Below are 23694 nucleotides of genomic sequence, written 5' to 3'. Positions count from 1 at the left end.
ATCACCTCTGGACGCCCCTTCGTACTCGCCGGTACGGTTGATCTGAGCAAGCGCTTAGACATGGACCCTTTGAGTCAGGTGGAGGTGGCGGCGGTGCGCCGTACGGTGTTCAACGAGGACCACGAGGCGTTCCGGGAGACCCTGCGCGCCTTCATCGAGGCCGAGGTCGTGCCCGTCTACGACGAGTGGTTCGCGGCCGGCCAGGCGCCGCGCGACTTCTACTACAAGCTCGCCGAGCTCGGCATCTTCGGTATCCGCGTGGACGAGGAGTACGGCGGCGCCGGCATCGACTCGTACAAGTTCGAGGCCGTGATGTACGAGGAGACCGCGCGCGCCGGTGTGCAGTTCGGCGGCTCCGGCGTCCACGTCCTGCTGGGCCTGCCGTACCTCAAGATGCTCGCCACCGACGAGCAGAAGAAGCGCTTCCTGCCGAAGTTCGTCTCCGCCGAGGAGATGTGGGCCCTCGCGATGACCGAGCCGGGCACCGGCTCCGACCTCGCGGGCATGAAGACCACCGCCAAGCTCTCCGAGGACGGCACGCACTACGTCCTCAACGGCGCCAAGACCTTCATCACCGGTGGCGTGCACGCCGATCGCGTGATCGTGGCCGCCCGCACCTCCCCGTCCTCCGCCGAGGACCGCCGCTTCGGCATCTCCCTGTTCGCCGTGGACACCAAGTCCGAGGGCTACTCCGTCGGCCGCAAGCTCGACAAGCTCGGCCTGAAGACCTCCGACACCGCCGAGCTCGCGTTCGTCGACGTCAAGGTCCCCGTCGAGGACCTCCTCGGCGAGGAGAACAAGGGCTTCTACTACCTCGGCCACAACCTCGCCTCCGAGCGCTGGGGCATCGCCTACGGCGCCTACGCGCAGGCCAAGGCCGCCGTCCGGTTCGCCAAGCAGTACGTCCAGGAGCGCACCGTCTTCGGCAAGCCGGTCGCGTCCTTCCAGAACACCAAGTTCGAGCTGGCCGCCTGCCAGGCCGAGGTCGACGCGGCCGAGGCCGTCGTGGACCGCGCCCTGGAGGCCCTCGACGCCGGGGAGCTCACCCCCGCCGAGGCCGCCAGCGCCAAGCTCTTCGCCACCGAGGTCGCCCACCGCGTCATCGACCGCTGCCTCCAGCTGCACGGCGGCTACGGCTTCATGAACGAGTACCCGATCGCCCGCCTGTACGCGGACAACCGCGTCAACCGCATCTACGGCGGCACCAACGAGATCATGAAGACGATCATCGCGAAGGACATGGGCCTGTAAGCCGCGCGGAACCACCGGCCGGTACAACAGCTCCATGAGCCAGGCACTTCAGGATCTCCTCGATCTGCTCGACCTCGAGCAGATCGAGGAGAACATCTTCCGCGGCGCCTCCCGCCCCGCCGTCGTCCCCCGCGTCTTCGGCGGGCAGGTCGCGGCGCAGGCGCTGGTCGCCGCCGGGCGGACGGTCCCCGAGGACCGGCTCGCCCACTCCCTGCACGCGTACTTCCTGCGCCCCGGCGACCCGGGCGCACCGATCGTCTACACCGTCGACCGGATGAACGACGGCCGTTCCTTCACCGCGCGCCGCGTGCTCGCGGTCCAGCACGGCCAGCCGATCTTCGCCCTCTCCGCCTCCTTCCAGCGGTACGAGGAGGGCTTCGAGCACCAGGCCGCGATGCCGGCCGCCCCCGACCCGGCGACGCTCCCCACCTCGCAGGAGCGGCTGCGCGGCTACGACCACCTGGCCCCGGCGGTCGTGGAGCGGTTCCTGGAGGCCCGCGAGGCCATCGACCTGCGCTATGTCGAGGAGCCGCCGTACGGGAAGTTCGGCGAACCGCGCGAACCGCACTCGCAGGTCTGGTTCCGCACCAACGGCAAGCTGGCCGACGACCCGCTCCTGCACGTCGTCCTCGCCACCTACGTCTCCGACATGACGCTCCTCGACTCGGTGCTCCTCGCGCACGGCCGAGGCGGCTGGGCCACCGGTGACGTCGTCGGGGCCTCGCTCGACCACGCGATGTGGTTCCACCGCCCCTTCCGCGCCGACGAATGGCTGCTGTACGACCAGGAGTCCCCGTCGGCCTCCGGCGGCCGGGGCCTGGGCCAGGCACGCATCTACACCCAGGACGGCCGGCTGGCGATCTCGGTGATCCAGGAGGGCGTGGTCCGCGCACCCCGCTGAGGGACGCCCGCGCGGCCGCTCCCTGGCCGTCATTCATTCGTTAGTCCGAAAGGGGCTTCACTGATCCATTACGGCTCTACTATGGAAAGCGCTGTAGAGCTGTCAGATGGGTCATATGCGACCTCCCCACACCAGCTGGCCCGCGCTGACACAGAGTTCCTCGCCCCGACCCTGACCGTCGGGGCGTTTGCTCGTGTTGGTCCGCCCGTGAGGAGGCTCCGCTCCGTGTCGATCTTCAGCAGGCGTGCCCAGTGCGCCGCCGCGTCCGACTCCGCCGCCGCCCTGCCCCCACTGGCGTTCGAGATCACCATGGACGAACTGCGGACGATCGAGCGCGTCACCCGCCATGCCCGGGCGCGGCTGCGCGAGTTGAGCGACAGTTCCGAGTCGACGATCACCAATGGCAGCGGTTCGGCGCTGGTGCCCGTGCTGTACGAACGCGCGGGCGCCGCGGACGCGTTGGGCCGCTCCGGCATCCCGATGCTGGTCGGTGAGATCGCCCACGTCGAGGCGGCCGTGGTCAACCTGGAGAGCTACGCGGGCCACGAGACGGTGCTGGTCGACGGGTACTCCCTGCTGAACCGGCTCGCGTTCCTGAAGGGGCGGGTCCGGGTCACGCAGGAGATCGCCGGAGTCGTCACGTTGCCGGGCGGCGCGGCGGACGCGCCCAGGACGACCCTGACCTGAGCGGTTCTAGGCCAGGCCCGCCTCGGCGAGCAGGTACGCCGTCATCGGGTCGTAGTAGCGCGGGCTCACCACGTGGTCGTCGAGCGGGACCGTCACCTGGACCGTGCCCTCCGCCTCGCCCACGAAGAGCGCCGGGTCGTTGGAGTCGGCGTAGCCCACCGAGTCCACGCCGTGCTGAGCGGCGTAGCCCGCCCAGCCGTGGTCGGCGACGACCAGGTCCGGCAGCGGCCGGCCCTCGCGCTCCAGGGCCGTCAGGATGGCCTTCATCGGGTCGCCGGAGTGGGTGTGCCACAGCGTGGCGCCGTGCTCCAGGACCGCCACGTCCGCGAACTGCATGACGTACCCCTCGTCCGTCTGGAGCCCGTCCGGGATGACCACGATCTCGCAGCCGGCCGATCGCAGCGCGGCGGCGGTGGCGTGGTGGACCTCCAGGAGCCCGCCGGGGTGGCCGGTCGCGAACAGCACCCGCTGCTGCCCGTCCGCCGCCTTGCGCAGCCGGGCCGCCATCCGCTCCAGGCCGCCCACGGTCAGCTCGGGGTCGATGGTGTCCTGCCCGTACCGGTACTCCGGGTCGTCGTTGACACCCACCCGCTCCGCCATCACCGCGAGCACGTCCTGCTCGTCGCTCCAGCGGTCGCCGAGCTCCAGACCGAGCCAGTAGTGGCGGTTGCCGTTCGCCAGCTGGCGGTAGTGCGAGAGGTTGTTCTCCCGCGGGGTGGCGACCTCGCCCGCGATACGGGTCTTCACAAGGTGGTCGACGAGCTCGGCGCGGCTGGGTGTCCCGGGTATCGGCATGCCTCCCATTCTGATGCACGTCTTCACGGGACCGCCGCGCATCCCGCACGCTGGGACACGGGTCACGCGATCATGGCCGCCGCAGCGCGAACCACAGCTCCATCCGTACGTCCGGGTCGTCCAGGTCCGCCTCCAGCAGCGCCGCGCACTTCGCGATCCGCTGCCGCACGGTGTTGCGGTGCACGTCCAGCGCGACCGCCGTACGGTCCCAGCTGCCGTGCAGGGACAGCCAGGCGCGCAGGGTCTCGGTGAGGGCCGGGTTCAGCGGTGTCAGGAGCGCCCGGGCATGCGCCTCGGCGTCCGGCTCCGGCACCAGGTCGGCGAGCGCCGGGCGGGCCCCGTAGCGGACCAGCTCGGCCCGGGTGGCCCGGGCGCGGGCCAGCGCCCGGCCCGCCTGGACGTCGGCGCGGGCCCACTCCGCCGGCCCGGCGACCGCACTGACCCCGAGCGTCCACCCCGGCTGCGGGCCCGGTTCCCGCTCCGCGGGCAGCAGGACGCGTACGACGTCCCGCGCCACGTCGACGAGCGGCGAGCCGAGCGCCGCACCGAGGGCGGAGGCGGCGACGGGGTCGGGGGCGGCCAGGTCGGGCCGGGCGTGCACGACGACCCACTCGCCGCCACCGAGGAGCGGGGCCACGTCCTCGGCCGGCGCCCCCAGCAGCACCCGCACCAGGGCGGACGACCGCGCCGCCCCCGACCCGCTCTGATGCTCACCGGTGAGCAACGACAGCAGCACGGCGGCGACGGAGGCGATGGTGTGGTCCCCGGGGTCCCGGTGAGCCGCGACGACCCCGAGCACGAAGCCGTGCCCGGCACCGAGGGCGTAGGCGGCGAGATGGGTACCGGCGGTGACATGGGTGGCGGAGTTCGGCGTACCGGGACCCGAGGGGCGTACGACCTGCGCGAGCTCGGCCAGCGCCGCCCGGGCGGCAGGCTCGGCCCGTCGCCCCGCCGCCGCGACCTCCGCCCCGTCCGGCCCGAACAGCACCGCCCGGCCGCCCACCCGCCCCGCCAGCTGCCGCAGCACGGACGGCACCGGGTCCGGGCGGGACGCGGCCGCGGCCAGGCTCTGCTGGGCCTCCGTCACGCGGCGGAGTTCGGCGTGCCGGGCCTGGGCCATCAGCTGCCAGACCGCGCGGGCCACGCCGGAGAAGGTGGTCCGGGGCGGGACCTCCAGAAGGGGCAGCTCGTACGCGTCGCAGGCGGCGACCAGCGCGCGCGGGACGGTGTCGTGGACCGGCGCCAGGCCGAAACCGAGGGCCGCGCCGCCCGCCGCGACGATCCGGGAGACGTAGTCGTCGAAGTAGGTCCCCGAGCCCGCCGCCTCCGGGATGTGCACCCCGGCTGTCAGCAGCAGCTCACCGCCCAGCAGATACGGGTACGGGTCCGCCATCTCCGAGGTGTGCGCCCAGTGGATCACGGTGGCCGGATCCGAGGGCCCCGCGATCTGCCGCAGCGCCAGGTCCTCGCGGGCCAGCAGCGCGGCCAGCGGGACCGGTGGGGTGGGTGGGACGGCCGGGTCCGGCATGGTGGACGTTCCCTCCATCCATTACGGCTCGAATGGATGAAACGTACACTTCGCAGTCGCTTTCCGGCCACCTACTGTCGACGCAGACCGGCAGGGCGCCCAACGGCAGAAGGAGGCCCACATGGCCGTCGACTACACCGTCATCGTCGTCTACCTGGCCGGGATGCTGGCCATGGGCTGGTGGGGCATGCGCCGCGCCAGGTCCAAGAGCGAGTTCCTGGTCGCCGGGCGCCGCCTCGGCCCGGCGATGTACTCCGGCACCATGGCGGCGATCGTCCTCGGCGGCGCCTCCACCATCGGCGGGGTCGGCCTCGGCTACCAGTACGGCCTCTCCGGCGCCTGGATGGTCTTCACCATCGGCCTCGGCCTGCTCGCCCTCTCCGTCTTCTTCTCCGCCCGCATCGCCCGCCTCAAGGTCTACACCGTCTCCGAGATGCTGGACCTGCGGTACGGCGGCCGGGCCGGGGTCATCTCCGGCGTCGTCATGTGGGCGTACACCCTCATGCTCGCGGTCACCTCGACGATCGCCTACGCCACGATCTTCGACGTCCTCTTCGACATGAACCGGACCGTCGCGATCGTCCTCGGCGGCTCGATCGTCGTCGCCTACTCCACCCTCGGCGGCATGTGGTCCATCACCCTCACGGACATGGTCCAGTTCGTGGTGAAGACCATCGGTGTCCTGCTGCTCCTGCTGCCCATCGCCGTCGTCAAGGCGGGCGGCTTCAGCGAGATGAAGGCGAAGCTGCCCACCGAGTACTTCGACCCGCTGGGCATCGGCGGCGAGACGATCTTCACCTACGTGCTGATCTACACCTTCGGCATGCTCATCGGTCAGGACATCTGGCAGCGCGTCTTCACCGCCCGCAGCGACACCACCGCCAAGTGGGGCGGCACGGTCGCCGGCACCTACTGCCTCGCGTACGCCCTCGCCGGCGCCGTCATCGGCACCGCCGCCAAGGTCCTCTACCCGAACCTCGCCAACGCCGACGACGCCTTCGCGACCATCGTCAAGGACGAACTCCCGGTCGGCGTAAGGGGCCTGGTGCTGGCCGCCGCGCTCGCCGCCGTCATGTCGACGTCCTCCGGCGCGCTGATCGCCTGCGCGACCGTCGCCAACAACGACATCTGGTCCAGGCTGCGGGGCAGGACGGCCGAGGGGGACCACGACGAGGTCCGCGGCAACCGCGCCTTCATCCTCGTCATGGGCGTGGCCGTGATCTGCACGGCGATCGCCCTCAACAACGTCGTCGAGGCGCTGACGGTGGCGTACAACCTGCTGGTCGGCGGCCTCCTCGTCCCCATCCTCGGCGGCCTGCTGTGGAAGCGCGGCACCGCCCAGGGCGCCCTCGCCTCCGTGGCCGTCGGCGGCCTCGCCGTGATCGGCCTGATGGCGGGCTACGGCATCCTCGCCAACGAGCCCGTGTACTACGGCCTGCTGGCCTCCCTGGTCGTCTACGTCGCCGTATCCCTGGCGACCCCGGCGACCGACACCGCGGTCCTCGCGGCCTGGCGGGAACGACTCGCCGGGCGCGAGGTCCCCGAGCCGGTTCCGGCACCCCGGTAGACCGAACGCAGAGACACAAGGAAGGCATACGACCATGAGCTCCCCCGAGACCCCCCGCGGCCCCGTCGACTCCTCCCGCATCCCGCGCTACGCCGGGCCCGCGACCTTCGCCCGGCTGCCGCGCCTCGACGAGGTCGGCCGGGCCGACGTCGCCGTGGTCGGGGTGCCGTTCGACTCGGGCGTCTCCTACCGGCCGGGCGCCCGCTTCGGCGGCAACGCGATCCGCGAGGCGTCCCGGCTGCTCAGGCCGTACAACCCGGCGCAGGACGCGTCCCCGTTCGCACTGGCCCAAGTGGCGGACGGCGGGGACATCGCGGTCAACCCCTTCAACATCAACGAGGCCGTCGAGACCGTCGAGGCGGCGGCGGACGACCTGCTCGGCACCGGCGCCCGCCTGATGACCCTCGGCGGCGACCACACCATCGCGCTCCCGCTGCTCAGGTCCGTCGCGAGGAAGCACGGCCCGGTCGCCCTGCTGCACTTCGACGCCCACCTCGACACCTGGGACACGTACTTCGGCGCCGAGTACACCCACGGGACGCCGTTCCGGCGGGCGGTGGAGGAGGGGATCCTGGACACCTCCGCCCTCTCCCACGTGGGCATCCGCGGCCCGCTCTACGGCAAGCAGGACCTCACCGACGACGAGAAGATGGGCTTCGGCATCGTCACGTCCGCGGACGTGTACCGCAGGGGCGCCGCCGAGGTCGCCGACCAGCTCCGGCAGCGCATCGGCGACCGCCCCCTCTACATCTCCATCGACATCGACTGCCTCGACCCGGCCCACGCCCCCGGCACCGGCACCCCCGAGGCGGGCGGCATGACCTCCCGCGAGCTGCTGGAGATCCTGCGCGGTCTGGCATCGTGCAACCTGGTGTCGGCGGACGTCGTCGAGGTGGCCCCCGCGTACGACCACGCGGAGATCACCTCGGTGGCGGCCTCCCACACCGCCTACGAACTGACCACGATCATGTCCCGCCAGATTGCAGAGGCCCGCGCGCAGTGACTCACGACCACGACCTGGTGCTCCGCCCGACCGAGGCGCAGATCTCGGCGGCCCTGAACCCGCCGCCCGGCCGCAACGGCGGAGACCTGGTCGTGGAGACCCTGGCCGGGCTGGGCGCGACGACCGTCTTCGGCCTGCCCGGCCAGCACGCGCTCGGCATGTTCGACGCGCTGCGCCGCTCCGACCTGCGCTACATCGGACTGCGGGTGGAGAACAACGCGGGCTTCGCGGCGGACGCGTACGGCCGGATCACGGGGGAGGCGGCCCCGCTGCTCCTGTCGACGGGGCCGGGCGCGCTGACGTCCCTGGCCGCGCTCCAGGAGGCGGCGGCCGCCTCGGCCCCCGTCCTGGCGATCAGCAGCCAGATCCCGACCGCCGGACTGGGCGGCGGCCGCCACGGCTACCTCCACGAACTCCCGGACCAGTCGGCCTCGTTCCGGGGCGTGGTCAAGTCGGTCCACACCGTCCGCACCCAGTCCCAGATCCCCTCCGCGATCGAGGCGGCCTGGAAGTCGGCGCTCACCGCCCCGCACGGCCCGGTGTGGGTGGAGATCCCGCAGGACGTGCTGCTGGCGCCCACCCTGATCCCGGTGGTGACGGGCGGCGACGCCTTCCCGGAGGAGCTGCCCCCGCGCCCCGAACTCACGGCGGTGGCGGCCGACTTGCTGTCCCGCGCGGAGCGCCCGGCGATCATCGCGGGCGGGGGAGTCGTACGGTCGGACGCTTCGGGGAAGCTGCGGCAGCTGGCCGAGGTGGTGCGGGCGCCCGTGGTCACCACCCCCGGCGGCAAGGGGGCCTTCCCCTGGACGCACCCGCTCTCGCTCCAGTCCTGGATCGAGGACCGGCACACCACGGACTTCCTGGAGGACGCGGACGTACTCCTGGTGGTGGGCTCGGGGTTGGGCGAACTGTCGTCCAACTACCACACGTTCAAGCCGCGAGGGCGGGTCATCCAGATCGAGGCGGACCTCGGGAAACTGGAGTCCAACCACCCGGCGCTGGGCATCCACGCGGACGCGCGCCTCGCGTTGCAGGCGCTGCTGGAGACGGTGTCGCCGAGGCAGGACGAAGAGGCTCCGGGGCGGGTGCGTGAGGTCCTGGCGCGCGTCTCCGAGCGCCTCGCCGCCCAGGAACTCACCCTGGAACAGGAGCTGTTGGCCTCGGTCCGCCGGGCCCTGCCCGCCTCGTCCCCGTCCTTCTGGGACATGACGATCCTCGCGTACTGGGCCTGGTCGGCGTTCGACGCCAAGGGCCCCAACCTCCTGCACTCCGCGCAGGGCGCCGGAGGTCTGGGCTACGGCTTCCCGGCGGCGCTGGGCGCGGCGGTGGCCGACCCGTCCCGCCCGGTCCTGGCGGTCTCGGGAGACGGCGGCGCCCTGTACTCCATCGCCGAACTGGCGACGGCCCGCCAGTACGACCTGAACGTCACCTGGCTGATCGTCGACGACGGCGGCTACGGCATCCTGCGCGAGTACATGACCGACGCCTTCGGCCAGGCCACGGCGACGGAGCTGTCCCGCCCCGACTACGTGGCACTGGCCGAGTCCTTCGGCGTCCCCGGGGTGCGTACGACCCCTTCGGCCCTCGCGGACGACCTGTCGAAGGCGTTGGCCTCACCCGGGCCGTCGGTGGTCGTCCTTCCGGCGGTACTGCGGATGTTCGCACCGACGCACCTGTGACCGGGGCGGGGCCGCGCTCCTACCAGATCGCCTCGACCCACTCCGGGTGGTCGATGAACGGGTTGCGGTTGTGCTGGTAGGTGTCGTAGATGACCTGGTTGCGCTTCTCCTCGAAGGCGCTGGGCGGGTCCGCCTCGTTCCAGGCCTTGAGGACGGAGAGCTTGCCCATGTAGGGGTTGGAGCCGTTGCCCACCTTCTCGTTGGGCTCCAGGTCGGCGAAGCCGTCGCCGCCGTCGTAGCGCACGGCCATGTAGAGGATCATGCGGGCCACGTCACCCCGGTCCGCGGCGCGCGGCGCGAAGGAGTCCGAGTCGACGGTGGAGCCGCCGCCGTTGGTGACCGCGCTGCCGCCGTTGTCGAAGTCCAGGTTGCCGCGGATGCTGTTGACCTGGACGTCGGCCGGGCGCAGGTGGTGCAGGTCGGTGCCGGGGCCGGTGACCTCGCCGAAGTCGCCGTGGGACTTGGCCCACACGTGCTCGCGGTTCCAGTCGCCGACGTCGCCGCCGTTGAGGGACTTGGCGCGCGAGACACCGCTGTACAGCAGGATCACGTTGTTGCTGTTGTTCGGGTCCTGGTCGGTGACCTTGAGGGCGTCCCAGACCGCGGAGTACGAGATCTTCGTGACGTTGGCGCTGACGATCGTGTGCAGGGACGACTTGAGGCTCGTCCCCGTCTTGCCGATCGCGTTCTTGTAGTACGTCGAGTCGTACGCGGTCGTCGTGGCGGCGGCCGGGGTCGTGGTCACGACCGGGGCGGCGAGCCCGACCAGCACGGCGGCGGTGGTGAGCGCCACCGACTTCCAGCTGCGGAGGTGTGTCGCCAGCATAAAGGGGGTCCCATCTACGCGGGTTGAATGGAGGCGGCAGATGGGAGCGTGACATGTGCATGCGGCGCTGTAAATGGATGGCGCGTGTCCATTGAGTGTCGCGAAACGGCAAATCGGGCCGTGTCTACGCGAGTTGTACACGAAACGGCCCCCGGAGCCCGCGGGCTCCGGGGGAATACCGGCGAAGTCTCAGGGGAGCAGGACCGCGCCCAGTCGCGGGGAGCCGGATGTCGATACGCCCAGGGACGACGGGCCGAAGGTGACCGCGCTCGTCGTGGTCAGGCCGGTGGCGGCGCCGCGCAGGTGCCACACGGCGCCGTCCCCGCCGTTCTCACCGTCGGCGCTCACGGACAGGTCCGCGTGACCGTCGCCGTTGAGGTCGGCGAGGTGCACCGCCGCACCGAAGTGGTCGTTCGTCTCGTTCCCGCCGGGCACGCCGTCGGTGTCCTGGCTGAAGGACCGGGCGCCCGAGGGGGTCAGTCCGGAGGACGAGCCGCGCAGCAGCGTGACGGCGCCGGTGAGGTCTGCCGAGCCGATCTTCTCGTAGTGCGCCGACACGGCCGCGTCGGCGTACCCGTCGCCGTTCACGTCACCGAGGGAGAGGGCCCAGCCGAAGCCGTCGTTCGTCTCGTCCGCGCCGGGGACGCCCGATGTGTCCTGGTCGATCGTCAGGCCCGGCTCGGGGTCGACGCCCGTGGCGCCACCGAGGTGGGTGCTGACGGAGCCGCCGAGGTTGCCGGCGCCTTCGTACTCTCCGGTGAGCACGTCGTCGTAGCCGTCGCCGTTGAGGTCGCCGACGGCCGCGGTCTCGCTGTCCTCCGCCAGTACGGTCCGGTGGGCGAGGCCCGAGGCAGAGCCCTGGAACACCATCGTGGCGTAGTACGCCGTTCGGTCGTCGAGGTAGGCGCCGCTGACGACGAGGTCGTCGGTGCCGTCCCCGTTCAGGTCGCCGGAGGCCAGGGACGTGGCGCCGCGGCCCGCCCGGATCGGCGCCGTGACCTTGTACTTCGACGCGGCGCCGGACGTCTTGGTGAAGCCGCCCTTGCTGACCCAGAGGTCCGCGCCCGTGCTGCCCACGGTGAGGTCGGGCTTGCCGTCGCCGCTGAAGTCGCCGACGGCGAGGGACTGGCCGAACCGGTCGTGGGCCGTTGGGGCGGGGTCGGCCGCGGTACGGCCGCCGGACAGGCCCGAGGGGCTGCCCCAGACAATGATCACGGTACCGCCGTCCGCGTCGGAGCCGAGGTCCTCGCCGGGCGCCGAGACCACGAGGTCGGCGTATCCGTCGTTGTTCAGGTCGCCGGAGGCGAGCGCGGCGCCGAAGCGGTCGCCACGCTCCGCGGTACCGGGGATGCCGCTGGTGTTCTGGGTGACGACCGTGCGGCGGGTCGCGCTGATGCCGGACTTCGAGCCGTAGGCGACGACCACGGCCCCGGCACCCGTCTGCCCGCCCACGGTCGCGGAGGGGGCGGCTGTCACCAGGTCGCGGTAGCCGTCGCCGTTGAAGTCGTCGTGGTACTTGGCGGTGGCCGCGGACGCCGGGGCGGACAGGACGAGCGGGGTGAGGCCCGCCACGAGGAGGGCGGCCAGGGCGGTGGACAGGGTAGTGGGGTTGCTGCGCAAGGGGGGTGTCTCCTGGACGGCTGGCAGGGGCAGTCGGCGATCAAGAGACTTCCGGTGGAGTCGAAGGGTTGTAGGGAGGGCTGATGTTCTTCACCGGTGCCGGTCGGCTGTACGACGATGTCCCGCGCCCCTTTCCGAAAGGGGCGCGGGACACCGTCGAGCGTGACCGCCCGCGTGGTGGTCAGCCGACGTCGGAGGGGTCCAGGCGGTAGACCGTCGAGGTGGTGCTCGAAGAGGAACTGCTCGTGCTGTAGTCGCTCTCCTTCACCGCCGTGCCGTTCTTCTGCACCCAGCTGGTGATCTCCTGGCTGAGGCTGCTGTTGCCGCCCATGCCACCGCCGCCCAGCTGGATGTAGTGCAACTCGCCCTTCTTCACCAGCTCCTTGAGCCTGGCCAGGGTCATGGCCTGGTCGGTGCCGGTGAAGCCCCACATGGAGATGACCGGCTTGTGGGTGCTGAGGATCAGCTGGCCCGCGCTCTGCGAGTTGGACACCGCGAGCAGCCACTTGGCGCCGTCCTGGTGCTTCTCCAGGTACGAGACCAGCGCGCTGTCGACACTGCCGCCCATGCCGCCACCGCCGCCGAGGCGGGCCGCCGCGTTGCCGGTGCCGCCGGGAGCCGTACCGCCGTTCTCCGTACCGCCGTTCTGGCCGCCCGGCAGTTCGCCGCCGGGGAAGCCGTTGCCGCCCTGCGGCAGCTCACCGCTGCCCCCACCGGGCTGCATCCGGCCGGTGCCGCCACCGCCGTCGGGGAACTCCCCGCCCGCCCGGCCGCCCTGCTGCGTACCGCCCGGCCCGCCGCCGTTGCCGCCGAAGCCGCCCCGGCCGCCACCGCCGCCGGGACCACCCATGCCGCCACCCGTCGACGGCCCCGCCGTCGGGTTGGTGCCGCCCATACCGCCCGTGGCGGTGGAGAAGGCCGGTGAGGCCGCGTACGCCGTCGGACCGGCGAGGGCCGCCACGATCGCCGCGATGACGGACACGGCCAGCAGCCGCGCCTTCGTCCCCGAGGCCGCCGTACGGAAGACCAACAGGCCCGCGATCGCCAGGACCGTCAGGACAGCGACGACCGGCCACAGCCAGGTGTTCCAGTCGGTCGCCCGGCGCAGCAGCACGATCGCCCAGACGCCGGTGACCGCGAGACCGGCCGGCAGGACCCAGGACCAGCGGGCGTCACCGCTGCGGAAGGCGCGCCACAGCAGCACCCCGCCGCCACCGCACAGCGCCGCGATGCCGGGGGCGAGCGCGGTCGTGTAGTACGGGTGCATGGTGCCCTCGGCCATCGCGAAGGTCAGGTAGTGCAGCACCAGCCAGCCGCCCCACAGGACGAGCGCGGCCCGGGTCAGGTCGGTGCGCGGGGCGCGGCCGCACCGCACCAGGCCCGCGACGAGCGCGAGGAAGGCGAAGGGGATCAGCCAGGAGATCTGGCCGCCGAGGACCTCGTTGAACATCCGGCCGATGCCCGCGGTGCCGGCGAAGGTGCCGCCACCACCGCCTCCGCCCCCGCCGTTGCCCTCGCCGCCGAGGACGCGGCCCAGGCCGTTGTAGCCCATGATCAGGTTCCAGGCGGAGCCGTCGGTCGAACCGCCGATGTAGGGGCGGTCGTCGGCCGGTACGAGTGAGACCGCCGTCGCCCACCAGAAGCTGGAGACCGCCAACGCCACCGCGGCGAGGCCCAGGTTGACGACCTTCTTCTTCCAGCCGAGCTTCGAGGCGTACACGTACACCGCGAAGACGGCCGGCAGGGCGATGTAGCCCTGGAGCATCTTGGTGTTGAAGGCGAGGCCGAACAGGACGGCGGAGCCGATCAGCGGGAGCAGCCGGTCGGTGCGGACCGCGCGCAGGGCGAGGGCCGCGCCGCCGACCATCAGCAACACCAGGATCGTGTCGGGGTTGTTGTCCCGGTTGATCGCGACGGTGATCGGGGTGAGCGCGAGGACGAGCGCGGCGATGGTCGCCGCCACATGTCCGAAGGCCCGCTTCACGGAGCTGTGCAGGATCCAGATCGTGCCGAGGGCGGCCGCGATCTCGGGCGCCATCATCTGCCAGGTGCCGAAGCCGAAAACCCGGCAGGACAGGCCCATGATCATCAGTGCGAACGGCGGCTTGTCGACGGTGAGGAAGTTACCCGCGTCCAGCGACCCGAAGAACCAGGCCTTCCAGCTCTGCGTACCGCTGTAGACCGCGGCGCTGTAGAAGCTGTTGAGGCTGCTGCCGCTCAGGTTCCAGCCGTACAGGACGCCGGCCAGGGCCAGGATCGCGAGCAGCGCGGGCAGCGACCAGCGCGGGGCCCTGTCCGGGGGCGCCGGGGCGGGCGGGGCCGGCGGCGCCCAGTCGGCGGACACGGGCGCAGGGCGGGGGTGGGGATCGGTGGCAGATGTCACCCCGGCATCGTGCGGAGACGGCTTGGGCGGGAGCTGTGACGTACCTGGCGCCATCCTGTGAATTCGCAACGGGCCAGGTAACGACTCGCACAACCATTCCCCATGCGTACAACCGTTTCCCCGTGCCCGAGAGTCAACTGGGCATGACACGGGGGATATTCAGACACACGAAATGGATCGCGGCCGGTGCGCTGGCCGCCTGCGTCGCCGCCGCCACTCCGGCCGCCGCGGCGACACCGACCGTCAGCTGCACGTCCGCCAGGGCGGGCCTCGCCGACAAGCTCAAGCGGGACATCACGTCCGCCGTCTCCAACCGCTCGGGCACGATCGCCGTCGGCCTCTACGACCGTACGACCAAGACCACCTGCACCCTGCGCTCCTCCACCGCCTACGACTCCGCGAGCGTGGTCAAGGTGACCGTGCTCGCCACGCTGCTGTGGGACGCGAAGAAGCACAACCGGTATCTGACCGACCGCGAGGTCACCCTCGCCAAGGCGATGATCACCAAGTCGGACAACGACGCGACCAGCAAGCTCTGGCGGCAGCTCGGTCTGACCAAGATCAAGGGCTTTCTCTCCGCGGCCGGGATGACCCAGACCAAGCCCGGCGCCAACGGCTACTGGGGCCTGACCCAGATCACCGTCACCGACGAGCAGAAGCTGCTCAAGCTGGTCACCGCGAAGAACTCCGTCCTGAGCGACAACTCCCGCGCCTACATCCTGAAGCTGATGGGGCAGGTCATCTCGTCGCAGCGCTGGGGGACGCCGTACGGCCGCCCGTCCGGGGTCTCCTGGCACGTCAAGAACGGCTGGCTGCAACGCTCCACGCACGGCTGGCGGGTGCACAGCGTCGGCACCTTCACCGGCGGCGGCCACGACTACATGATCACGGTGCTCACGCACGGCAACAGCACCATGAACTACGGCATCACCACGATCCAGGGCGTCGCCAAGGTCATCCACAAGGACCTCGCGGCAAGCTGACGCCTGCCGGACTCCCGGGCGTCACCGACCCGCCCTACGGTGACGCCCATGCAGCGGCGGCGCCTCCGGCCTCGGAGGTGCCGCCGATCTGTTCGCGGACAGCGACCGGCCCCGAACCGCGGCGGATCCGGACATGACGAGCGGGCCCTTCACGACACGGCCTCCCACGCGTCACGAACCCGTCCTAGCGTGACGCCCATGCAGCTGAGAACCGTACTCGCGACCACCACCGCTGCCCTCACGGCGGCGGCCTGTCTGACCCTCGCCGGGCCGGCGCAGGCCGCCGCCCCGGTGAGCCACGCCTGTTCCCCGTCCGTCTCCCTCGACCGTTTCTCCGACGCGCTCGACAAGACGACGTACGACGGCACCTTCGTCGGCAACTTCTCCGCACTCGCGCTGGACCGGGACGGCTCCCTCGCCGCCCTCTCCGACCGTTCCGCCCTCTTCGACCTGGACGCGAGGACCCTCGCACCGAAGAAGGTCGTCCCGCTCGCCGACGAGAACGGCGCCGCGCTGGACTCCGAAGGGCTGGTGATCGACAAGGACGGCACCCGGCTGGTCACCTCCGAGACCGAGCCGTCGATCCGCCGCTACAGCCCCGACGGGAAGATCCTCGACCGGCTGCCCGTCCCGGCCGCCCTCCAGGTCGCCCCGGCGGGCCGCGCCACCGCCAACCAGACCTTCGAGGGCCTGGCCCTCCTGAACGGCGGCCGCACCCTGCTCGCCGCCATGGAGTACGCCCTCTCCGGCGACACGGCCGGCATCGTCCGCTTCCAGACCTGGACGCGGCACGGAAGGACCTGGAAGCCCGCGCAGCAGTACGCCTACCGCACCGACGCCGCCTTCCTCGGCGTGCCCGAGGTCCAGGCCCTCCCCGACGGCCGCCTCCTGGTCCTGGAGCGCGGCTTCACCTCGGGCGTCGGCAACACGGTCCGCCTCTATCTGGCCGACCCCCGCCACGCCACGAACACGGCGGACACCGAGTACCTCACCGGCCAGGACGGCGTACGCCTGATCAGGAAAACCCTGCTCACGGACATCGCCACCTGCCCGACCCTCGGCGCCACGGCGAAGCAGCCCCAGCCGAACCCCCTCCTGGACAACATCGAGGGCATGGTGATCACGGGCCGGACCAAGGACCGCCTGAAGGTCCTGCTGGTCAGCGACGACAACCAGAACGCGGTGCAGACGACCCGTTTCTATTACCTACGAGTGCGCGCCTGAGACATTCGCCGACCACGTCAGCGGGTACTGCCCAGTCGGGGCGGCGATTCGAAGGGGGTGGACGTCGTGAGGGTCACAAAGGTCATCAGCGGTGCTCTTCTGGCGGCCAGGGCGCTGCACGGCGACGGTACGGCGGTGGCGCGGTATGCCGTCCAACAGGCCTGGCCGCGGTCGCGCGGAGTGCTGGACGTGTACGCCGCGCTGGACCATCCCGGTCCGTGGCTCGCGGAGAAGCTCGCGACGACGGACCGACGTGGGAGGACGCCCACCGCGCCGCCCCCGGAGGCCGCACAGCCGCCGTACGACCGGGAGGCGGCGCGACGGGAGCGTCTGAGGGCCTGGCGTGCGGAGCGGGAGGAGGCCGAGAGGGAGCGGACGGCGATCCGTGCGGAGCTCAGGGAGCGGCGGGAGCACGCGCGGGCAGAGGCGGCTCGGCGCCGGCGGGAGCAGGCCGCGCTGCGGGCGCGGCTCCGGGAGGCCGAACGGGCGAGGCCCAGGGTGGTACCGGAGCTGGACCCCGAGAACGACGTCCATGTCTGCCGCTCCTCCCTGAACGGCATTGTGCGGGTCTTCGGCGCGGACAGCCCCCAGGCGTCGAACGCCCGCGGACGTCTCGCGCGCGCCGAGGCGAACGCCAGGAGGGCGACCGGGCCCCGGCCGTGATCCGAAGGATCTCTCGCTTTGTTGCGGAGGGATGAAATCCGCCCCCGCCCGCGTTGGTGTCTTCCGGTAGATCAGGACTGCTGGACGACGGAGGACACCGCGTGGAACCGCAACGGGGCTGGGCACGACGACTGGCCGGGTACGCCTGGCGGTACCCGAAGGACGTCGTCCTCGCCCTCGGCTCCTCCCTCGGCGGCATGGCCGTCATGGCGGTCGTCCCCCTGATCACCAAGGTGATCATCGACGACGTCATCGGCGACCACACCCGGGACATGGCCCCCTGGGCCGGTGCCCTGATCGCCGCCGCCGTCCTCGTCTACGTCCTCGCCTACGTCCGCCGCTACTACGGCGGGCGTCTCGCCCTGGACGTGCAGCACGACCTGCGCACGGAGATGTTCGGCACCATCACCCGGCTCGACGGCCGCCGCCAGGACGAGCTGTCCACGGGCCAGGTCGTCGGCCGGGCCACCAGCGACCTCCAGCTGATCCAGGGCCTGCTGTTCATGCTGCCGATGACGATCGGCAACTTCGCGCTCTTCGTGATCTCCCTGGTCGTGATGGCCTGGCTGTCCATCCCGCTCACCCTGGTCGCCCTGGCGGTCGCCCCGGCCCTGTATCTGATCGCCAAGCGCTCCCGCTCCAAGCTGCACCCCGCCACCTGGTACGCCCAGGCCCAGGCCGCCGCCGTGGCGGGCGTGGTCGACGGCGCCGTCAGCGGCGTCCGCGTGGTGAAGGGCTTCGGGCAGGAGGACCAGGAGACCGGGAAGCTGAGGGAAGTCGGCCGGCGGCTCTTCGCCGGGCGGCTGCGCACCATCCGCTTCAACTCGAAGTACACCCCGACCCTCCAGGCCGTCCCCGCCCTCGGCCAGGTCGCGATGCTCGCGCTCGGCGGCTGGCTCGCCGTCCGCGGCCACATCACGCTCGGCACCTTCGTCGCCTTCTCCACCTACCTCGCCCAGCTCGTCGGCCCGGTCCGCATGCTCGCGATGGTCCTCACGGTCGGCCAGCAGGCCCGCGCGGGCACCGAGCGCGTCCTGGAGCTGATCGACACCGAGCCGTACCTGAAGGACGGCGCCAAGGAGCTCCCCGCCGACGCACCGGCCACCGTCGAGTTCGACGACGTCTCCTTCGGGTACGAGGACGGCCGCAAGGTCCTCGACGGCCTCTCCTTCGAGATCCGCCCCGGCGAGACCCTCGCGGTCGTCGGCTCGTCCGGCTCGGGCAAGTCCACGGTCTCCCTCCTGCTCCCGCGCTTCTACGACGTCACCCACGGCGCCGTCCTCGTCGGCGGCCACGACGTCCGCGAGCTCACCCTGGACTCCCTGCGGGCCGCGATCGGCCTGGTCCCCGAGGACTCCTTCCTGTTCTCGGACACCGTCCGCAACAACATCGCCTACGGCCGTCCCGACGCGACCCAGGAGGAGATCGAGAAGGCCGCCCGCGCCGCCCAGGCGGACCGTTTCATCACCGAGCTCCCCGAGGGCTACGACACCACGGTCGGCGAGCACGGCCTCACCCTCTCCGGCGGCCAGCGCCAGCGCGTCGCGCTCGCCCGGGCGATCCTCACCGACCCCCGGCTGCTCGTCCTCGACGACGCCACCTCCGCCGTGGACGCCCAGGTCGAGCACGAGATCCACGAGGCCCTCAAGCAGGTCATGGAGGGCCGCACCACCCTCCTCATCGCCCACCGCCGCTCCACCCTGAACCTCGCCGACCGCATCGCCGTCCTGGACGACGGCCGCCTCGCCGACGTCGGCACCCACGAGGAGCTGGAGCGGCGCTCCGCCCTCTACCGCCGCCTCCTCACCGACCCCGACGGCCTCGGCGGGGTCTCCCCGGGCCACGCCCAGCCGGTCGCCGTCCAGGAGGACACCTCCGTACGCGACGAGCTGGACGCCGAGTTCGACGCCGAGCGCGGAGTGACGCCCCGGCTGTGGACCGGTGACCGGGAGCCCAAGGACACAGCCCTGGCCGGCACCCCGGCCACGCCCGAACTCCTCGCCCAGGTCGAGGCGTTGCCCCCGGCCACGGACACCCCGGACATCGACGAGGCCCGCGCGGTCACGTCCGAGCAGTCGTACGGTCTGCGTCGGCTGCTGCGCGGCTTCGGACGCCCGCTGCTGATCAGCCTGGGCCTGGTCGCGGTGGACGCGGGCATGGGCCTGCTGCTGCCGGTGATGATCCGGCACGGCATCGACGACGGTGTCTCCCGGATGGCCATGGCAGCGGTCTGGACGGCGACCCTGCTCGCCCTGCTCTCGGTGCTCGTCCAGTGGGCCGCGCAGATCGGCGAGACCCGGATGACCGGACGCACCGGTGAGCGCGTCCTGTACGCCCTGCGCCTGAAGATCTTCGCCCAGCTCCAGCGGCTCGGACTCGACTACTACGAGCGGGAGTTGACGGGCCGGATCATGACGAGGATGACGACGGACGTCGACGCCCTGTCGACCTTCCTCCAGACCGGCCTCGTCACCGCGTTCGTCTCGGTGGTCACCTTCTTCGGCATCATGGTCGCCCTGCTGGTGATCGACGTCCAGCTGGCACTGGTCGTCTTCGCGACCCTGCCACCGTTGATCGTTGCCACCTACTTCTTCCGCAAGGCGAGCGTGAAGGCGTACGAACTCGCCCGTGAGCGCGTCTCGGTGGTCAACGCCGACCTCCAGGAGTCGGTGTCCGGGCTCAGGATCGTGCAGGCGTTCCGCCGGGAGCGGGACGGCGCGGCCCGGTTCGCCGAGCGCAGCGACAGCTACCGCACGGCCCGCATCCGGGGCCAGTGGCTGATCTCGATCTACTTCCCGTTCGTCCAGCTGCTGTCCTCCGTCGCCGCCGCGGCCGTGCTGATCGCGGGCGCGGGACGGGTGGACGCGGCGACCCTGACGACCGGCGCGCTGGTCGCCTACCTCCTCTACATCGACCTGTTCTTCGCCCCGGTCCAGCAGCTCTCCCAGGTCTTCGACGGCTACCAGCAGGCCACCGTCTCCCTGGGCCGCATCCAGGAGCTGCTCCGGGAGCCGACGTCCACGAAGGCCGCCGAGGAGCCCCTGGAGGTCCTCTCGCTGCGTGGCGAAGTGGCCTTCGAGAACGTGCACTTCGCCTATGGGGACGACGAAGAGGCCCTGGGCGGGATCGACTTGAAGATCCCCGCGGGTCAGACGGTCGCCTTCGTGGGCGAGACGGGCGCGGGCAAGTCCACGCTGGTGAAGCTGGTGGCCCGGTTCTACGACCCGACGGGCGGACAGGTCACGGTCGACGGCACCGACCTGCGCTCCCTCGACCTCACCTCCTACCGCCACCGCCTGGGCGTGGTCCCGCAGGAGGCGTACCTCTTCCAGGGCACGATCCGGGACGCCATCGCCTACGGCCGCCCGGACGCCACCGACGCCGAGGTGGAGGCGGCGGCCCGCGCGGTCGGCGCCCACGAGATGATCGCCACGCTGGAGGGCGGCTACCTCCACGAGGTCGCCGAGCGGGGCCGCAACCTCTCGGCGGGCCAGCGCCAGCTGATCGCCCTGGCCCGCGCGGAGCTGGTCGACCCCGACATCCTCCTCCTGGACGAGGCCACGGCAGCCCTGGACCTCGCCACCGAGGCCCAGGTCAACCAGGCCACCGACCGTCTCGCGGGCCGTCGTACGACCCTTGTGGTGGCGCACCGCCTCACCACGGCGGCCCGCGCCGACCGGGTCGTGGTCATGGACCACGGCCGTGTGGTCGAGGACGGCACCCACGACGAACTGCTCGCGCTGGACGGCAGGTACGCCGAGCTGTGGCGGACGTTCGTAGGGGAGCCGGTCGAGGTGTCTCGCTGACGGTCGTGCAACCGTCCGACACATGTCGTGCGTCCGTACACCTGTACGCCCGAAAGCTGCGGGAGGGACGGCAGTGAAGAGTGGAGCGATACGGCGGCTGGCGGTGGGGCTGGCCGTGACGGTGGCGGCCGGTGTCCTCGGGGTCGCCGTGCCGGGGCAGGCGCAGGCGGCGGACTCGTCGTGCGCAGGGCGCAAGGTGCGGACGTTCCCGTTCTCCACGGGCACCGTCGAGGTGTACAAGCGGGGCGGTTACGTCTGCGCGATCACCCTGCCCAAGCGCCCCGGCGTACGGCAGCACATGCGGATCTACCTGCGGGCCTACGCACTCCAGCCGGTCGAGGACGTCGGCCGGTACAAGTACCGGGCAGGACCGGTCAGGGTGCACGCCGGGCAGCGCAAGGTGTGGATCAAGGCCGCGGTAGGGCGGGGCACGTACGACACCGAGGGCTTCATCCGGCTCTGACGCACAGATTTCTCACAGGGTTTTCCCCATCGAGGTGTCATCTCCCCTGGTGCTCGGGTCAGTTGCGCCGCTAGCGTCCGGCGCACATCTGTACTCACAGGGGAGGGTGCATGCGCAAGGCGCTCAGATGGCTTCTCACGCTGGTCGTGCTCATAGGCACGGTCGGCACGGCGGGCGCGGCCACCGCCGCCGAGCCGGAGGCCAAAGGCACCGGTGCCACCACCGACATCAAGGATCAGCTCCTCGCCGTCCCGGGGATGAGCCTGATCGAGGAGAAGCCGTACACCGGTTACCGCTTCTTCGTCCTGAACTACACCCAGCCGGTCGACCACCGGCACCCGTCCAAGGGCACGTTCCAGCAGCGGATCACCGTGCTGCACAAGGACGTGAGCCGGCCGACGGTCTTCTTCACCGGCGGCTACAACGTCTCCACCACACCGCGCCGCAGTGAGCCGACCCAGATCGTGGACGGCAACCAGGTCTCCATGGAGTACCGCTTCTTCACGCCCTCCCGGCCCGACCCGGCCGACTGGTCCAAGCTGGACATCTGGCAGGCCGCCAGCGACCAGCACCGGATCTTCAAGGCGCTGAAGAAGATCTACTCCAAGAACTGGATCTCCACCGGCGGCTCCAAGGGCGGCATGACCGCCACGTACTACGAGCGCTTCTACCCGCGCGACATGGACGGCGTCGTCGCGTACGTCGCCCCCAACGACGTGGTGAACAACGAGGACTCGGCCTACGACCGGTTCTTCCAGAAGGTCGGCACCGAGGAGTGCCGCGACCGGCTGAACGCGGTGCAGCGCGAGGCCCTGGTCCGGCGCGAGTCCCTGGAGAAGAAGTACGCCGGGTACGCGGCGGCGGAGGGCTTCACCTTCACCACCGTCGGCAGCCTGGACAAGGCCTACGAGGCGGTCGTACTCGACTACGTCTGGGGCTTCTGGCAGTACAACCTGCTGGCCAACTGCGGTGACGACACGTTGATCCCGCCGGACGCGAAGACCGCGACCGACGACCAGATCTGGACCTCGATCGACACGATCTCCGGGTTCTCCTTCTACACCGACCAGGGCCTGGAGCCGTACACGCCGTACTACTACCAGGCGGCCACCCAGCTCGGCGCGCCGACGATCAAGTTCCCGCACATCGAGAAGAAGTACGTCCGCTACGGCTACCAGCCGCCGCGCAGCTTCGTCCCCCGGGACATCCCGACGAAGTTCCAGCCGTACGCCATGCGGGACGTGGACAACTGGGTGCGGCACAACGCCCGGCACATGCTGTACGTCTACGGCCAGAACGACCCGTGGGGCGCGGAGCGGTTCCGCGTCGACAAGGGGGCGAAGGACGCGTACGTGTTCACCGCGCCCGGCATGAACCACGGGGCGAACGTGGCCGGTCTGGTCGCCGACCAGAAGGCCTTCGCCACCGCACGGATCCTCGACTGGGCGGGCGTCTCCGCCACGGCCGTGACCGAGGCGAAGCCGCTCGCGAAGTTCGACCGGAAGCTGGACGTACGGGACGTGGAGCGGGAGCCCGCCCTGCGTCCGTAGTCCACCCGCCGCGCCCGGCCGGTTTCACAACGGTCGGGCGCAGCCCACCGGTTGCGGTCCGCCGAGCTGCACGTACAGGGCCGTCGACAGCGGGCACTGCGCGCGCTCGGCGACCGCCTTCATCACCTGGTACTGCGGCTTCCTCGCCCCCTTGCCGTCGCACGGGGTCTCGCGGACCTGCCCGCCGCCCGAGCCGTACACACAGTCCCCGACGATGGTCCGGGGCCCGCCCCCGCCCCCGGGGTCACCGGGATGCGGCGGCTCCAGGTTGCGCATGCAGGCGTACCCCTGGGGCACCGCCCCGTCGCCGTCCTCGTCGGAGATCTGGCTCTGCGCACTGATGTGCAGCACGAAGTCGGTGGTCGCCGGGCACGGTGGTCCGTCGGCCGTGGTGCCGTCGTGCCGGGCCACGACCCGGGCCGCCGCCCGCTCGCTGGTGCAGGGCACCTCGGTGAAGCTGGCCTTGCCGAAGGAGCTGCACTCGTCGACCGCGAGGAACACCGCGCCGAATCCGGAGGCCCGGCCGGTGGACGGCGAGACCGGGACCGTGGCCCGGGGCCCCTCGCCGGACTCCCCGCCGGCCGCCGACTGCGTACACCCCGTCAGCAGGGCGGCGAGCAGTGCCGTCAGTACGCACACCACCCCCGCGGAACACTTCTCACGCATCGCGATCCCCCCGGACTACCCCCGCCGTCCAGCGTGACCGTCGCGGCGGGGCCACGCCAGACATGTGGGGTCCTTTGCGCCTTTCGGGGGTGTTGTGCG

Annotated in this window: 18 protein-coding genes; 12 read left to right on the top strand and 6 right to left on the bottom strand. The window is 71.3% G+C overall.

Translation table 11 applies throughout. From position 1 onward, the window contains the following. The first annotated feature begins 93 nt into the window (after positions 1 to 93). From AC2XR2_RS15905 to AC2XR2_RS15895, 3 genes are all read left to right on the top strand, one after another. Positions 94 to 1251, top strand: a complete 1158-nt coding sequence (locus tag AC2XR2_RS15905) for an acyl-CoA dehydrogenase family protein (RefSeq protein ID WP_381298918.1) — start codon at positions 94 to 96, stop codon at positions 1249 to 1251. A gap of 34 nt (positions 1252 to 1285) precedes the next feature. Beyond that, positions 1286 to 2152: an acyl-CoA thioesterase gene (locus tag AC2XR2_RS15900; protein ID WP_330266759.1), complete on the top strand. Its 867-nt coding sequence runs from the start codon at positions 1286 to 1288 to the stop codon at positions 2150 to 2152. A gap of 225 nt (positions 2153 to 2377) precedes the next feature. Further along, positions 2378 to 2839, top strand: coding sequence for a hypothetical protein (locus AC2XR2_RS15895; protein ID WP_491515384.1), 462 nt, complete (start codon positions 2378 to 2380; stop codon positions 2837 to 2839). Positions 2840 to 2845: 6 nt separating this feature from the next. Here the strand turns inward: AC2XR2_RS15895 and AC2XR2_RS15890 are convergent, their stop codons facing one another. Together AC2XR2_RS15890 and AC2XR2_RS15885 are read right to left on the bottom strand one after the other, a co-directional pair. Next, positions 2846 to 3634, bottom strand: a complete 789-nt coding sequence (locus AC2XR2_RS15890) for a phosphatase (protein ID WP_330266761.1) — start codon at positions 3632 to 3634, stop codon at positions 2846 to 2848. Positions 3635 to 3704: 70 nt separating this feature from the next. Then, positions 3705 to 5162, bottom strand: coding sequence for a helix-turn-helix domain-containing protein (locus tag AC2XR2_RS15885; protein WP_491515383.1), 1458 nt, complete (start codon positions 5160 to 5162; stop codon positions 3705 to 3707). Positions 5163 to 5283: 121 nt separating this feature from the next. Here AC2XR2_RS15885 and AC2XR2_RS15880 point away from each other — a divergent pair, with 121 nt between their 5' ends. From AC2XR2_RS15880 to AC2XR2_RS15870, 3 genes are read left to right on the top strand one after another with little or no spacing between them, the layout of a single operon-like run. Further along, positions 5284 to 6729 (top strand): sodium:solute symporter family protein, encoded by a 1446-nt coding sequence (locus AC2XR2_RS15880; protein WP_449351196.1) that lies wholly within the window; start codon positions 5284 to 5286, stop codon positions 6727 to 6729. Between the two features lie 34 nt (positions 6730 to 6763). Further along, positions 6764 to 7732: an agmatinase gene (gene speB, locus AC2XR2_RS15875; RefSeq protein WP_491515382.1), complete on the top strand. Its 969-nt coding sequence runs from the start codon at positions 6764 to 6766 to the stop codon at positions 7730 to 7732. Beyond that, the gene (locus tag AC2XR2_RS15870; RefSeq protein ID WP_491515381.1) at positions 7729 to 9411 is read left to right on the top strand and encodes a thiamine pyrophosphate-binding protein; all 1683 of its coding nucleotides are present in this window, start codon (positions 7729 to 7731) and stop codon (positions 9409 to 9411) included. The genes speB and AC2XR2_RS15870 overlap by 4 nt, the downstream gene beginning before the upstream one ends. Before the next feature lie 19 nt (positions 9412 to 9430). On the opposite strand, the gene AC2XR2_RS15865 is transcribed toward AC2XR2_RS15870, so the two are convergent. From AC2XR2_RS15865 to AC2XR2_RS15855, 3 genes are all read right to left on the bottom strand, one after another. Further along, positions 9431 to 10237, bottom strand: a complete 807-nt coding sequence (locus AC2XR2_RS15865) for an endonuclease I family protein (protein ID WP_123760880.1) — start codon at positions 10235 to 10237, stop codon at positions 9431 to 9433. Between the two features lie 189 nt (positions 10238 to 10426). Beyond that, complete coding sequence (locus AC2XR2_RS15860; protein WP_491515380.1) at positions 10427 to 11857, bottom strand: FG-GAP-like repeat-containing protein; 1431 nt, start codon at positions 11855 to 11857, stop codon at positions 10427 to 10429. 181 nt (positions 11858 to 12038) lie between these two features. Continuing rightward, positions 12039 to 14240 (bottom strand): mannosyltransferase YkcB-related protein, encoded by a 2202-nt coding sequence (locus AC2XR2_RS15855; protein WP_491515379.1) that lies wholly within the window; start codon positions 14238 to 14240, stop codon positions 12039 to 12041. A 143-nt stretch (positions 14241 to 14383) separates the two neighbouring features. Here AC2XR2_RS15855 and AC2XR2_RS15850 point away from each other — a divergent pair, with 143 nt between their 5' ends. The 6 genes from AC2XR2_RS15850 (at position 14384) to AC2XR2_RS15825 (ending at position 22929) form a co-directional block, all read left to right on the top strand. Continuing rightward, positions 14384 to 15223, top strand: coding sequence for a serine hydrolase (locus AC2XR2_RS15850; protein ID WP_123760876.1), 840 nt, complete (start codon positions 14384 to 14386; stop codon positions 15221 to 15223). A gap of 198 nt (positions 15224 to 15421) precedes the next feature. After that, a complete protein-coding gene (locus tag AC2XR2_RS15845; protein WP_491515378.1) occupies positions 15422 to 16447 on the top strand; it encodes an esterase-like activity of phytase family protein in 1026 nt (341 codons plus the stop codon). A 66-nt stretch (positions 16448 to 16513) separates the two neighbouring features. Continuing rightward, positions 16514 to 17110 carry a hypothetical protein gene (locus AC2XR2_RS15840; RefSeq protein WP_491515377.1) on the top strand — a complete coding sequence of 199 codons (597 nt, stop codon included), beginning with the start codon at positions 16514 to 16516 and terminating at the stop codon, positions 17108 to 17110. Between the two features lie 101 nt (positions 17111 to 17211). Then, positions 17212 to 20916 carry an ABC transporter ATP-binding protein gene (locus AC2XR2_RS15835; protein ID WP_491515376.1) on the top strand — a complete coding sequence of 1235 codons (3705 nt, stop codon included), beginning with the start codon at positions 17212 to 17214 and terminating at the stop codon, positions 20914 to 20916. Between the two features lie 73 nt (positions 20917 to 20989). Next, a complete protein-coding gene (locus tag AC2XR2_RS15830) occupies positions 20990 to 21379 on the top strand; it encodes a hypothetical protein (protein WP_381298860.1) in 390 nt (129 codons plus the stop codon). A 110-nt stretch (positions 21380 to 21489) separates the two neighbouring features. Continuing rightward, the gene (locus AC2XR2_RS15825) at positions 21490 to 22929 is read left to right on the top strand and encodes a S28 family serine protease (RefSeq protein WP_491515375.1); all 1440 of its coding nucleotides are present in this window, start codon (positions 21490 to 21492) and stop codon (positions 22927 to 22929) included. A gap of 24 nt (positions 22930 to 22953) precedes the next feature. Here AC2XR2_RS15825 and AC2XR2_RS15820 read toward each other — a convergent pair whose 3' ends face one another. Continuing rightward, positions 22954 to 23595 carry an LppU/SCO3897 family protein gene (locus AC2XR2_RS15820; RefSeq protein ID WP_449351203.1) on the bottom strand — a complete coding sequence of 214 codons (642 nt, stop codon included), beginning with the start codon at positions 23593 to 23595 and terminating at the stop codon, positions 22954 to 22956. Between the last annotated feature and the right edge of the window lie 99 nt (positions 23596 to 23694).

Source organism: Streptomyces sp. LS-MS-L19 (assembly GCF_058382285.1).
The sequence above is the reverse complement of the archived record's forward strand: the minus strand, read 5'-3'. Positions and strand labels throughout refer to the sequence as shown.